At 54.8% G+C, this 13,164-nt stretch carries 9 protein-coding genes; 4 read left to right on the forward strand and 5 right to left on the reverse strand.

Annotated elements, in window-relative coordinates:
- Positions 1–51: 51 nt before the first annotated feature.
- Complete coding sequence (locus SK58_RS20455) at positions 52–3,063, forward strand: autotransporter family protein (RefSeq protein WP_181011582.1); 3,012 nt, start codon at positions 52–54, stop codon at positions 3,061–3,063.
- 48 nt (positions 3,064–3,111) lie between these two features.
- On the opposite strand, the gene SK58_RS20460 is transcribed toward SK58_RS20455, so the two are convergent.
- The 5 genes from SK58_RS20460 to SK58_RS20480 all read right to left on the reverse strand — a co-directional run bounded on the left by SK58_RS20460 (position 3,112) and on the right by SK58_RS20480 (position 10,293).
- Complete coding sequence (locus SK58_RS20460; RefSeq protein ID WP_003856439.1) at positions 3,112–3,345, reverse strand: YgdI/YgdR family lipoprotein; 234 nt, start codon at positions 3,343–3,345, stop codon at positions 3,112–3,114.
- Between the two features lie 140 nt (positions 3,346–3,485).
- Complete coding sequence (gene carB, locus SK58_RS20465) at positions 3,486–6,710, reverse strand: carbamoyl-phosphate synthase large subunit (RefSeq protein ID WP_017694535.1); 3,225 nt, start codon at positions 6,708–6,710, stop codon at positions 3,486–3,488.
- Between the two features lie 18 nt (positions 6,711–6,728).
- Entirely contained in the window at positions 6,729–7,877 is a 1,149-nt protein-coding gene (carA, locus tag SK58_RS20470) for a glutamine-hydrolyzing carbamoyl-phosphate synthase small subunit (protein ID WP_048220376.1), read from the reverse strand.
- 454 nt (positions 7,878–8,331) lie between these two features.
- Positions 8,332–9,153, reverse strand: a complete 822-nt coding sequence (dapB, locus tag SK58_RS20475) for a 4-hydroxy-tetrahydrodipicolinate reductase (protein WP_048220377.1) — start codon at positions 9,151–9,153, stop codon at positions 8,332–8,334.
- A gap of 132 nt (positions 9,154–9,285) precedes the next feature.
- Positions 9,286–10,293 (reverse strand): LacI family DNA-binding transcriptional regulator, encoded by a 1,008-nt coding sequence (locus SK58_RS20480; RefSeq protein WP_015572642.1) that lies wholly within the window; start codon positions 10,291–10,293, stop codon positions 9,286–9,288.
- Positions 10,294–10,480: 187 nt separating this feature from the next.
- Here SK58_RS20480 and SK58_RS20485 point away from each other — a divergent pair, with 187 nt between their 5' ends.
- The 3 genes from SK58_RS20485 to SK58_RS20495 are packed head-to-tail and all read left to right on the forward strand — an operon-like array spanning position 10,481 to position 13,159.
- The gene (locus tag SK58_RS20485) at positions 10,481–12,223 is read left to right on the forward strand and encodes a class I mannose-6-phosphate isomerase (RefSeq protein WP_017383811.1); all 1,743 of its coding nucleotides are present in this window, start codon (positions 10,481–10,483) and stop codon (positions 12,221–12,223) included.
- Between the two features lie 2 nt (positions 12,224–12,225).
- Complete coding sequence (locus SK58_RS20490; RefSeq protein WP_017383812.1) at positions 12,226–12,654, forward strand: PTS sugar transporter subunit IIA; 429 nt, start codon at positions 12,226–12,228, stop codon at positions 12,652–12,654.
- Between the two features lie 10 nt (positions 12,655–12,664).
- The gene (locus SK58_RS20495) at positions 12,665–13,159 is read left to right on the forward strand and encodes a PTS sugar transporter subunit IIB (RefSeq protein ID WP_015572639.1); all 495 of its coding nucleotides are present in this window, start codon (positions 12,665–12,667) and stop codon (positions 13,157–13,159) included.
- Positions 13,160–13,164: the final 5 nt, after the last annotated feature.

Raw genomic sequence — 13,164 nt, forward strand, 5'->3', positions numbered from 1 at the left:
TACGTTTCACACACGTGTCGAATATTCCTTCTCACTCAAATGGATGTGTACATGAGCAACAAACCCTCCCAATTAAATAATACAACCAAAACTCTGGGAAAGATATTTCCTGCCTTGTTGATATGCACCCCTGCGGTTGCGTTTTCTGCAACGATTGACCAATCAACTTCTGTTCCTCAAGATTTCTCAGCCGATGCTGAATATGTTATTAATAAAGACGTGACGATATCTTCCGCAGATAGTGAAGCGGCGGTATCTATCACTGGGTTTACTATCAATAATATCACTAACGAAGGGAATATTTCCGGTAGGGAAACTGGCCTGGATATAAATACTGCCGCGCAACGTGTTGTGGTGAATAACGAGGAAGGTGCCGCCATCACATCGAAATCGGCTACAGCTATTAGTATTGAATCAATGCAAGGTGAAATTAGCAACCGTGGGAATATAACCGCTTTTGAGGATGGTATATTCGTTAGTGAAAACTCATCGGCTGTAAGTATTTCAAATAGCACAACCGGAGTTATTAAAGGTAAAACTGGCCTGAACGCACTTGCAGGCGTTGCCATTAATAATGCGGGTACGATCACTGGCACAGCGAATGATGGAATCGCTCTGAGCGAGGGTAACACTAAGGTCATAAATACTGGTAACGTGCAGGGTGCGCAATACGGTTTTAATGTAACGAATAATGCAAAAGTAGATATCACGAATAGCGGAACGATTAGTGGTGATACAGCCGCTGTTATGTTTGCCAGCAATAAAAATAACACCCTGGTGCTTGATACGGGTTCCACTCTTATCGGTGACGTTATTTCCACCAATTCCACGGGAAACACTCTCACCCTGATCGGCACCGGTACGGAAGACAGTAACTTTGTGGGTCTGAACGAAGGCGACGGTTTTGCCAGTATAAAAATGATGGGCGAAAATTGGGCGCTGTCGGGCGATCTCGATATTATTGGCTCTGGCGATTCCTTGCTGATAGACACGGGCGCGTTAACCCTGTCAGGCGCGGTATCGAATACCGGTAATACTCGGGTGGCCAAAGATGCTTCGTTGCAACTGGGCGATGGCGAAAAAACCGCGACCCTCAGCGGTGGGCTCACCAACAACGGTACCGTCATTTTTAACCAGGGAAGCGATTTCACTTTCGCCACCGACATGACCGGTAGCGGTAACGTCGAAAAAGTTGATTCCAACACCCTGACCCTGACGGGCAAAAATAGCTATACAGGGGATACGGTTCTGCACGGCGGCACCACGCTGGTCTCCACCGGCGCAACGCTCGGCGTCAAGGGCAGTAACGCCACCGTTACCGTTGAAAATGGCGCGACCTTTGCCACCGCAGGCGAAGTGAACAACAACATCGCGGTTCTTAGCGGCGGTACGCTGGCGGCATGGAATGCAGTCCAGGGTAACTCCACGCTCAGCGCTTCCGGCGTCGATACCATCAACGGCAACGTGACTAATGGCGGCACGCTGTTACTCAGTGCGGCTAATAATAGCGTTGGCAATAATTTTACGATTAATGGCGACTACACCGGCTCTGACGGTAGCCAGATCGTGATGAACAGCACCCTGGGTGAAGATAATTCACCAACTGATCACCTCACTATTACGGGCAGCAGCTTCGGTCAGTCCGGCATCAGCATCACCAACATTGGCGGCGCAGGCGCGCAAACCATTAACGGTATGGAAATTGTCAGCATCGGCGGCAGTTCCGAAGCCCAACTGACGCTGGCAAAACCGGTCGTCGCAGGCGCCTGGGAATATAACCTCTACCAGCACAGTGACGGCAACTGGTATCTGGAATCAAAGGCGACGCCTTCTGATGAGCCTTCCGACGACACCGATGACGGTGGCAATACTGATGATGGCGATAACACCGATGATGGTGGCAACACCGACAATGGCGGCAACACCGATAACGGTGGCAACACCGACAACGGCGGCAACACCGACAACGGCGGCAACACCGACAACGGCGGTAACACCGATAACGGCGGCAACACCGATAACGGCGGCAACACCGACAACGGCGGCAACACCGATAACGGCGGCAGCACCGATAACGGCGGCAACACCGATAACGGCGGCAACACTGACAACGGCGGTAACAATGCTCCGGAAGTCATGGCACCTGAAGTGGGTGCTTACTTAGGTAACTACCTTGCCGCACAGAGCATGTTCCTGCATAAGCGTGACGATCGCGACCAGATCACCTTCCGCAATGAAGACGACCTGAACACCTGGATGTACGTTAAGGGTCGCTATCACGAGAACGATGCGGGTGGCGATAAAGTCAGCTACGACACCACCACCACCGTACTGCAAGTCGGCAGCGATTTCATGAGCAAGCCAATTGATAACGGCATCCTGCGTGCTGGCGGGATGTTCGGTGCAGGCCAGGCGAAGACCCACTCTGATGCAAAGCACAACGTACGTGACGCACAGGGTAAGGTTGATGGCTTCAATGTTGGGCTGTACGCCACCTGGCAGGAAGATCAGAAATTACGTCTGGGCAGCTACGTTGATACCTGGGCCGCTTACAGCTGGTACAACAACAACGTCACCAGCAATCGCAACGATGAAGACTACGATAGTGAAGGTTTCGCCGCGTCTGTTGAAGTCGGCCACGCGTGGATAATCCAGTCTGAAAATGAACGCACCTGGAAGATCGAGCCGCAGGCGCAGGTGATCTACAGCTATCTCGATCAGGAAAATCATACCGATCGCGACGGCGTACGCGTCACTACCCTTGACAATGACAGCGTCTTTGGTCGTCTCGGCATTAAAGCAAGCTACTTCCAGCAGAAGGACGTCAAGGCCTGGCAGCCGTACGTTGCGGTTAACTGGTTGAAAGGTGCAGGTCAAAACGATCTGGCATTCAACGACGAGACCGTCAGCAACGATACGCCGGAAGATCGTGGTCAGTTAGAGTTGGGCTTAACCGGCAACCTGAACGAAACCACGACGATCTCCCTGCGTGCCAGCGGCGAGTGGGGTGAAAACAGCTATGCCGCCTACGGCGGTCATATTTTGTTAAACCATCGCTGGTAATCGATCATCCTGAAGCAAAAAAGCAGTGGCATGTGCCACTGCTTTTTTTTAGTTATCCAGCTCGCCCATTGATTTAACCTGGTCACGGTTAATCTGTTCAGTTTGACCGGTTTCGGCGTTTTTGTACGATACCAGACCGGTATCGTCATCCACCTGCGGTTTCCCGTCAGTAACAATCGTTTTGCCATCGGTGGTTTTTACGGCCTGATTGGACGAACAGCCCGCCACGGTGAACATTGCGGTGGCAGCCAGAACGGAAGCGATCAGTAGTTTATTTTGCATGGTGTATTCCCCTGCTCTCAGTTGAATTTTCGTTATCGACCTAACTATTTTAGGCTAACTGACTGAAAGCGGATGAAAAACCAGAAGGTTCTTAAGATGGGAAAATTGCCCGGTAACCGGATGGCACCGGGCAATGTGTGTTACTTGCTAATCTGAGCGTGCATTTCCTGCACCGAAATCACCTTCTCGGTGGCATCCGCATTCAGCGCCATGGCCGTCGCGAAACCGCCGTTCAGGGTGGTGTCGTAATGCACTTTGTACTGGAGCGCGCTGCGGCGAATCAGTTTGGAGTCTTCAATCGCCTGGCGACCTGCGGTGGTGTTAATGATGTAGGTGTACTCGCCATTCTTAATGCGGTCCTGAATGTGCGGACGACCTTCATGCACTTTGTTCACCAGACGCGGGTTGATACCCGCTTCACCCAACACAATCGCCGTACCGTGAGTGGCGTCCAGCTCGAAGCCCTGTTTCAGCAGCTTGGCAGCCAGGTCAACCACGCGCTCTTTATCGCCTTCGCGAACGGAGAGCAGCGCACGGCCAGATTTTCTCATGGTGGAGCTACTGCCCAGCTGCGCTTTCGCAAACGCTTCTGCGAAGGTACGGCCAACGCCCATCACTTCCCCGGTAGAGCGCATCTCTGGCCCTAACAGCGGGTCAACGCCCGGGAATTTGTTGAACGGCAGTACCACCTCTTTCACCGAGTAGTACGGCGGGATAATTTCTTTCGTGACGCCCTGCTGAGCCAGCGTCTGGCCAGCCATCACGCGCGCCGCCACTTTCGCCAGCGGAATACCGGTCGCTTTGGAGACGAACGGTACGGTACGCGCCGCACGCGGGTTGACTTCAATCAGATAGACTTCGTTGTCTTTTACCGCGAACTGAACGTTCATCAGGCCGCGAACCTGGAGCTCGAAGGCTAGCTTCTGCACCTGCTGGCGCATCACGTCCTGAATCTCCTGGCTCAGGGTGTACGCTGGCAGAGAACAGGCGGAGTCACCGGAGTGCACGCCCGCCTGCTCGATGTGCTCCATGATGCCGCCAATCAGCACCCTTTCGCCGTCGCAGATGGCATCCACGTCGACTTCAACCGCGTCGTCGAGGAAGCGGTCGAGCAGCACAGGCGCATCGTTGGAAACGCTCACCGCCGTCTGGAAGTAGCGACGCAGGTCCGCTTCGTCGTAGACGATTTCCATCGCGCGGCCGCCCAGTACGTAGGATGGACGCACCACCAGCGGGTAGCCGATCTCTTTCGCTTTCTCAACGGCCATTTCAATTGCGGTCACGGTGGCGTTCGCCGGCTGTTTCAGTTTGAGACGGTCAACCGCCTGCTGGAAACGCTCGCGGTCTTCCGCACGGTCAATCGCATCCGGGCTGGTGCCGATAACCGGCACACCTGCTGCTTCCAGCGCGCGCGCCAGCTTCAGCGGAGTCTGGCCGCCATACTGCACGATCACGCCTTTTGGCTTCTCGATGCGCACGATTTCCAGCACGTCTTCCAGGGTGACCGGCTCGAAGTAGAGGCGGTCGGAAGTGTCGTAGTCGGTCGAGACGGTTTCCGGGTTACAGTTGACCATAATGGTCTCGTAACCGTCTTCGCGCAGCGCCAGTGAGGCGTGTACGCAGCAGTAGTCAAACTCGATGCCCTGGCCGATACGGTTTGGACCGCCGCCCAGCACCATAATCTTGTCGCGGTCGACGGACGGGTTCGCTTCGCACTCCTCTTCATAGGTGGAGTACATATATGCGGTATCGGTCGAGAATTCAGCCGCACAGGTGTCCACGCGCTTGTAGACCGGGTGCAGGTCGTACTGGTCGCGCAGCTTGCGGATTTCCGCTTCACGCACGCCCGCCAGCTTAGCCAGACGCGCATCGGCGAAGCCTTTACGCTTCAGCATGCGCAGGAAGTCTGCGTCCAGGCCGTTGATGCCCAGCTCCGCCACTTTCTCTTCCAGACGCACCAGCTCTTCAATCTGCACCAGGAACCAGCGGTCAATGTTAGTCAGGTTAAATACGCCGTCGACGGACAGGCCCGCGCGGAAGGCATCGGCAATGTACCAGATACGCTCTGCGCCCGCGTCTTTCAGCTCGCGGCGGATTTTGGTCAGTGCTTCCGGGTCGTCCAGGCTGACTTTCGGGTCAAAGCCGGTCGCGCCCACTTCCAGGCCGCGCAGCGCTTTTTGCAGGGATTCCTGCTGCGTGCGGCCAATCGCCATGACTTCACCAACGGATTTCATCTGGGTAGTCAGACGGTCGTTGGCGCCAGCGAATTTCTCGAAGTTAAAGCGTGGAATTTTAGTCACAACGTAGTCGATGGACGGTTCGAAGGACGCTGGCGTGCGGCCACCGGTGATATCGTTCATCAGCTCGTCAAGGGTGTAACCCACTGCCAGTTTCGCCGCCACTTTCGCAATCGGGAAACCGGTGGCTTTGGAGGCCAGCGCGGAGGAACGGGACACGCGCGGGTTCATTTCGATAACAATCAGACGGCCGGTTTTCGGGTTCACCGAGAACTGCACGTTAGAGCCGCCGGTTTCCACGCCGATTTCACGCAGTACCGCCATCGAGGCGTTACGCATGATTTGGTACTCTTTGTCGGTCAGCGTCTGAGCTGGCGCAACGGTGATGGAGTCACCGGTGTGGATCCCCATCGCGTCGAAGTTTTCGATGGAGCAGACGATGATGCAGTTGTCGTTTTTATCACGCACCACTTCCATCTCGTACTCTTTCCAGCCAATCAGCGATTCATCAATCAGCAGCTCTTTGGTTGGGGAGAGATCCAGGCCGCGCTCGCAAATTTCTTCAAACTCTTCGCGGTTGTAGGCAATACCGCCGCCGGTGCCGCCCATGGTGAAGGAAGGACGGATGATGCACGGATAACCCACTTCAGCCGCAACGGCCAGCGCTTCTTCCATATTGTGCGCGATACCGGAACGTGCGGTATCAAGGCCAATTTTTTTCATTGCCACGTCGAAGCGGCGACGGTCTTCTGCTTTATCAATCGCGTCGGCGGTCGCACCGATCATGGTCACGCCGAACTCTTCCAGCACGCCCTGACGCTCCAGCTCCAGCGCACAGTTCAGCGCCGTCTGGCCGCCCATGGTCGGCAGCACCGCGTCCGGACGCTCTTTCTCGATAATTTTGCGTACCACTTCCCAGTGAATCGGCTCGATGTAGGTCGCATCCGCCATTTCCGGGTCGGTCATGATGGTGGCCGGGTTAGAGTTTACCAGGATGACACGGTAACCCTCTTCACGCAGGGCTTTACACGCCTGCGCGCCGGAGTAGTCGAATTCGCAGGCCTGGCCGATGACAATCGGGCCAGCGCCAAGGATCAGGATGCTTTTTATGTCTGTACGTTTTGGCATGGTCTTCTCAGCTCCTGATTATTTAGCGGTCTTACGGTATTGCTCGATAAGTTCGATGAAGTGATCGAACAGCGGCGCGGCATCGTGAGGGCCCGGGCTGGCTTCAGGGTGGCCCTGGAAGCTGAACGCAGGCTTATCGGTGCGATGGGTACCCTGCAAGGTACCATCGAACAGTGACTTATGCGTCACGCGCAGGTTAGACGGCATCGTCGCTTCATCCACAGCGAAGCCGTGGTTCTGCGCGGTGATCATCACCGTGTTGTTGTCGATATCTTTCACCGGGTGGTTACCACCGTGGTGGCCAAACTTCATCTTGACGGTGTTCGCTCCGCTCGCCAGCGCCAGCAGCTGATGGCCGAGACAGATGCCGAATACCGGGATGTCGGTTTCAAGGAAGGACTTGATGGCGTCGATAGCGTAGTCGCACGGCGCCGGGTCGCCAGGACCGTTAGAGAGGAAGATGCCGTCCGGGTTCATCTTCAGAACATCTTCCGCAGACGTTTGTGCCGGGACGACCGTCAGGCGGCAGCCACGGTCAACCAGCATACGCAGGATGTTGCGCTTGGCGCCAAAATCATAGGCCACCACGTGGAACGGCAGCTCGCTTTCCGGTTTCGCTTCCGGCAGGTCGCCTTCCAGCGTCCAGCTTCCCTGCGTCCAGCTGTAGGCTTCAGCGGTGGTCACTTCTTTCGCCAGGTCCATACCGTTCAGTCCCGGGAAGGCTTTCGCTTTTTCCAGCGCCAGCGTCGCATCGAGGTTATCCCCTGCGATGATACAACCGTTTTGTGCACCCTTCTCGCGCAGCAGACGCGTCAGCTTACGGGTATCGATATCGGCAATCGCCACAATGTTGTGGCGCTTCAGGTAAGAAGAGAGGTCTTCGGTGTTGCGGAAGTTGCTGGCAATCAGCGGCAGGTCGCGAATGACCAGGCCTTGCGCATGTACCTGAGAGGATTCTTCGTCAGCCGCATTGGTGCCGACATTGCCGATATGAGGATAAGTAAGAGTAACGATTTGGCGAGAATAGGAAGGATCAGTGAGGATTTCTTGATAACCGGTCATTGAAGTATTGAAAACGACTTCCCCAACCGCCGAACCCGTTGCCCCTATGGCCCGACCGATAAACTGGGTTCCGTCTTCCAGAACCAATAGCGCTGACTTAATCAAAACACCCTCCAGAGAATATTCACTCACTTTATTTGCATATTAATTCATAACCATGTCATGGATCAATGCAAATGTGTTGCCAGCGGATTTTTGGCAAACGGCGGCATTCTGGGGATTTGCCATGTAAAAGTCAACTTAAAACGGGAGTTTTGTATATTCTTTTGCAAGCCTGGAGGTCTGAACTCAGATTAAGCGGCAAAAAGATCAACTAAATCACTGTGGAAACCGCTTGCGTATGCAGTTTAATAGAAAGAAACGTCTTGCAGGAATAAAAAGTGGACCAAATGGTCAAAATTTACAGTTCAGCAACAGAAATTATCGAGAAAACACTTACTTTAAATCAGTTAGACACAATAAACACCCCAAACAGACAAAATAAAAGGGCAATAAAATATTGCCCTATGCAATCAAGTAATTACGACTGCAATAACCACATCACGAAGGGTAATAATGCTTACAAATTGTTGAGTTCGAGGACATCTCGCATATCAAAAAGACCATTACGCTTATCTTTCATCCACAATGCCGAACGTACCGCCCCGTTTGCAAATGTCATGCGGCTGGATGCTTTATGAGTGATTTCGATCCTTTCGCCAATATCGGCGAACATAGCGGTATGTTCACCGACGATATCACCCGCGCGAACGGTGGCAAACCCAATGGTGCCAGGCACGCGCTCGCCAGTGTGGCCTTCGCGAGAATAGACCGCGATGTCTTTCAAATCTTTATCCATTGCACACGCAATCGCTTCGCCCATTGCCAGCGCCGTGCCTGACGGAGCATCGACTTTGTGGCGATGGTGCGCTTCGACGATTTCAATGTCGGTGTAGTCGCCCATCACCTTCGCCGCCTTCTCCAGCAGTTTCAGCATGACGTTTACCCCCACGCTAAAGTTTGCCGCAAAGACAATCGCAATCTCAGTGGACGCATCCTGAATGGCTTGCTTACCGGCCTCGTCAAAACCGGTGGTGCCAATCACCATCCCTTTACCGTGCTGACGGCAAAACGCCAGGTGAGCCAACGTGCCTTCAGGGCGGGTAAAATCGATAAACACGTCAAAGTCTTCTTTCACCGCCTCAAGGCTGCTCTGCACGGTAACGCCCGTCTGACCTGCGCCTGCCAGCTCGCCTGCATCGGCTCCCAAAAGCGATGAACCTTCACGCTCCAGCGCCGCGCCAAGCGCCACGCCATCCATCTGTAGTGCCGCCTGAATCAGCTGACGGCCCATACGTCCACCCGCGCCCGCAATGGCGACGCGGATCTGTGCATCATGCATAGTTATTCTCTTACGTTAAAATGATGTAAATCGTTTTCAGATTAACCAGCCTTTGCACAGGCTGCCACAGAAAACGCCGATAATTAGAATTTAATGATAAACAGGGTGAGATATCAGTGAAAGACATGATCGTCAGCGAAAACCACATGATTCCCGCACCACCAGCGCAGGCGGCAGAATGATTCGTTTGGCGGGTTCGTCGTTGCCCTGTATGCGGCTGTAAAGTAACTCCCCTGCCTTACGACCAATCTCTTTCGCCGCCACCGATACGGTGGTCAATGCGGGCTGCACCAGAGCCGCTTCGGTAATATCATCGAAACCGACCAGCGCAAAATCACGTCCCGGCTCACGGCCCATCTTGCGTAAGCTTTGCATCACCCCCAGCGCCACAACATCCTGATAGCAAATTGCCGCACTGATGTGTGGATGCTCGAGAAGTAAAGCCTCTGCCACGCGCGCGCCGTCGCTTTGGCTGGCGTGTGAGGTTCTGATCCAGGCAGGATTCGGCGTCACGCCGTATTCCAGCAGCTTGCTGGTAAAGCCCCCGATACGCTGCGCCCGAGAGCCCGAATTCTGACTCCCTCCAATGAACGCAATGTGCCGATGGCCCATTCTGAGCAGATGCTCCGTCGCCATCTGCGTGCCTAAGAAGTTATCCGTTCCGACAAAATCAAAATCCGGATCGTTCAGCGGGCGCACAACCATGATAGCCGGAATATTGCGCCGCTTCAGACCCTCAAAAAAGGCCTGGGGCGTTTCCCGAGCCGCACACAGCACCATACCGCCGACGTTATTACGCATCAGTGAATCAACAAATTTTTGCTGTCGCTCTGCAGATTCCTCGCTATTCGCCAGAAAAAGCATCAGCTCGTGGCGCTCCATTTCATGACTTAGCCCTGCCGTCATCTCGCTATAAAAAGGGTTGGTGATATCGTGCAAGAGCAGCCCGACCTGGTTACTGCTGCGGTTACGTAAATTGGCTGCCGTCTGGTTATAGACATAGCCGGATTCATCCAGCGCCTTAAGCACACGTTCGCGCGTGCTTTGCGAAATGCGGCCTTTGTTGCAGAGCACCATTGAGACCGTCGCCGTTGACACGCCGGCGCGTTTCGCGACATCGGCCAGTGTAATTCCCGTCATGTTGTCTCCTTCATCATCACTACAGGTTAATCGAATAACCTGTTTTTTGCATTTTTCCCTGTGAGACTCTTCACATTACCGCTGTTGTTCTGGATTCGATTCGCATTTATGGCGGGTTAATCGCGTTAACCACTCTTCTCAAATACGGTTAATCGAATAACCTTAAATAACGATTACGGAGGATACAATGACAACCTACGACAAATTCCCCACGGTGGCGATACAGGGTTTTGATGACAGCGCCTGGCAAGGCTGGGAAGCAATAACCCGCGTTCTTGAGTCAAAAACCCAACAGCGCAGCCGCACGGTGCTGGTGATTGACTGCTATCCGGGCGTGCGCATGACCGAGCTTGAAGAGAACGTGCTGCCGCGTCTACGCCCGACGCTGGCGATCAATGCTGAACAGGCGCGACGGGATGAGTGTGCCATTCATGAGATGCTGGCGCGCAACCTCACAGACGATCGCGTCTTTGGCGTTCTCTCCTGCCACCAGCTTGGAGAGTTTTTCGATCCCGCGCGTCTGGAGGCGTTGCAGGTTCAGGTGAACCAGTGTTCCGGGGGGCTGATTGTGATCTACGGACCCGGTGCGACGCTTGTCCATCCGGGTGATGTGCTGGTGTATGCCGATCTGCCGCGCTGGGAGATCCAGCAGCGTATGCGCCGGGGTGAGACTGGGAACTGGGGCGCAGATAATCAGCAGGAAGATATGCTTCGTCGCTACAAGCGCGCCTTTTTTGTCGAATGGCGCGTCTTCGATCGCCACAAAACACCGCTGCTCAGGCGCACCGATTTTTTACTGGATACAACCCAGACGAACCAGCCCGCGATGGTCAGCGGCGAGGCCCTGCGAGCCGGGCTGAAGCAAACTACCACCCAGCCTTTCCGCGTGGCGCCCTTTTTCGATCCTGGCGTCTGGGGCGGCCAGTGGATGAAACAGCAATTCGATCTCGATCCCTCTGCACCCAATTACGCGTGGTGTTTTGACTGCGTGCCCGAGGAGAACAGCCTGTTACTGCGTTTTGGCGCAGTGCGGATCGAGATCCCCTCTCAGGATCTGGTTTTGCTTGAGCCCCGTGCTCTGCTGGGCGAGAAAGTTCACGCACGTTTCGGCGCGGAATTCCCGATCCGTTTTGACTTCCTCGACACCATGGGTGGCCAGAATCTGAGCTTCCAGGTCCACCCCATTACCGAGTACATCCAGCAGCAGTTTGGGATGCACTATACCCAGGATGAGAGTTATTACATTCTGGAAGCGGAGCCGGGTGCCGTCGTCTATCTGGGGACCAAAACCGGCACAGACCCTGAGGCCATGATGGACGATCTCAGGCGCGCGGGTCGCGGTGAAAAACCGTTTGATGACGACCGCTTCGTTAATCAGATCCCGGCAAAAAAGCACGATCATTTCCTGATCCCGGCTGGGACGGTGCACTGCTCCGGCGCGGGAACCATGGTGCTGGAGATCAGCGCTACGCCGTATATTTTCACCTTCAAACTGTGGGACTGGGGCCGCCTGGGCCTGGACGGGCTGCCGCGCCCGGTACACCTGGAGCACGGTGAAAAGGTGATCGACTGGCAGCGCGACGCACAGTGGGTTCATCAGCATCTGGTGAATCAGTTCGAACCTGTCGCGGAAGGAAACGGCTGGCGTGAAGAGCGTACTGGCCTGCACGAGCGTGAATTTATCGAAACCCGCCGCCACTGGTTTAGCGAACCCGTTTTGCACCACACCGGCGGCGGCGTGAACGTGCTGAATCTGGTAGAGGGCGACGAAGCAATTGTCGACAGCCCAACCGGTGCATTTGAGCCGTTTACCGTCCATTACGCCGAAACCTTCATCATTCCGGCAAGCGTAGGTGACTATCGCATTTCACCTTCAGCCCGTGCTTCCGGACACCCCCTCGCGACTATCAAAGCCTGGGTAAGGAGCTAACGATGATTCATTTTATTGTCGCCACTCATGGGCCGTTAGCCGCCGCGCTGCTGGAGAGCGGCCGGATGGTATACGGCGAGCTCCCCGGCGTACACGCCATTTGTCTGACCGAACAGGCGGGAATAGAGGGCTTCCGGCAGGATTTCATCTCCACACTGGAAGCGGCAAGCGTCAACGCTGACGGCGTGCTGGTGCTGTGCGACATGCAAAGCGGCACGCCGTGGAACGTGGCCTGTGAGGCCGCGTTTAACCCACATACGCAGCCGCCGGTCGCCGTGGTGGCTGGAGTCAACTTCCCGATGCTGCTGCAAACCGATGAGGTGATGATGGCTCGCGATGTTCATCAGGCTGCCGGGCAGCTTATCGAACTTACTCTGCCGACGCTGGTACAGGCGAAACCGGCAGATACTGCACAGACAGACGATTTTTAAGGAGCCGCATATGAGTATTTCTTTTGTACGCATTGACGATCGCGTGATCCACGGGCAGCTCATTACACGCTGGGCCAGGGAGCTGCCCTGCGACGGCATCGTTGCCATTGACGATGCCGTTGCGGCCGATCCGCTGTTATCGTCGGTCATGAAAGGAGCCGTATCAGATACTAAAGTGTGGCTGTTCGATACGGCAACCGCGATCGAAAAACTGCCAAAAGTGATTGCCAGCGAAAAGCGCTATTTCGTGATTGGCAAATCTCCACTCACGCTACAGCGCATTGAGCAGGCGGGCATTAGCCTGAAAAACAGCAACGGAAAAATTAACGTGGGCCCGATGAGCGCCCGGGCTAACACGATCACCATCGGCCCGAATCAATCGGTAACCCAGGATGAAGCGGCGGCGTTCGAGTGGCTGACCGGGCAGGGACACGCGATTGAATTCCGCCTGGTTCCTGATGCCAGTTTTTATACCTGGCAGGATGCCAGACAAAAGCTGAAATAAGGAGC

Origin of the sequence: Enterobacter sp. BIDMC93 (genome assembly GCF_001037805.1) — a bacterium.
GTDB lineage: Bacteria > Pseudomonadota > Gammaproteobacteria > Enterobacterales > Enterobacteriaceae > Enterobacter > Enterobacter hormaechei_C.

Excerpts from the sequence above, each read along its gene's own strand:
- SK58_RS20495 (WP_015572639.1), top strand. The coding sequence starts at position 12,665 with ATGAGTATTTCTTTTGTACGCATTGACGATCGCGTGATCCACGGGCAG.
- SK58_RS20490 (WP_017383812.1), top strand. The coding sequence starts at position 12,226 with ATGATTCATTTTATTGTCGCCACTCATGGGCCGTTAGCCGCCGCGCTG.
- SK58_RS20480 (WP_015572642.1), bottom strand. The coding sequence starts at position 10,293 with ATGACGGGAATTACACTGGCCGATGTCGCGAAACGCGCCGGCGTGTCA.
- SK58_RS20455 (WP_181011582.1), top strand. The coding sequence starts at position 52 with ATGAGCAACAAACCCTCCCAATTAAATAATACAACCAAAACTCTGGGA.
- carB (WP_017694535.1), bottom strand. The coding sequence starts at position 6,710 with ATGCCAAAACGTACAGACATAAAAAGCATCCTGATCCTTGGCGCTGGC.
- SK58_RS20460 (WP_003856439.1), bottom strand. The coding sequence starts at position 3,345 with ATGCAAAATAAACTACTGATCGCTTCCGTTCTGGCTGCCACCGCAATG.
- SK58_RS20485 (WP_017383811.1), top strand. The coding sequence starts at position 10,481 with ATGACAACCTACGACAAATTCCCCACGGTGGCGATACAGGGTTTTGAT.
- dapB (WP_048220377.1), bottom strand. The coding sequence starts at position 9,153 with ATGCATGATGCACAGATCCGCGTCGCCATTGCGGGCGCGGGTGGACGT.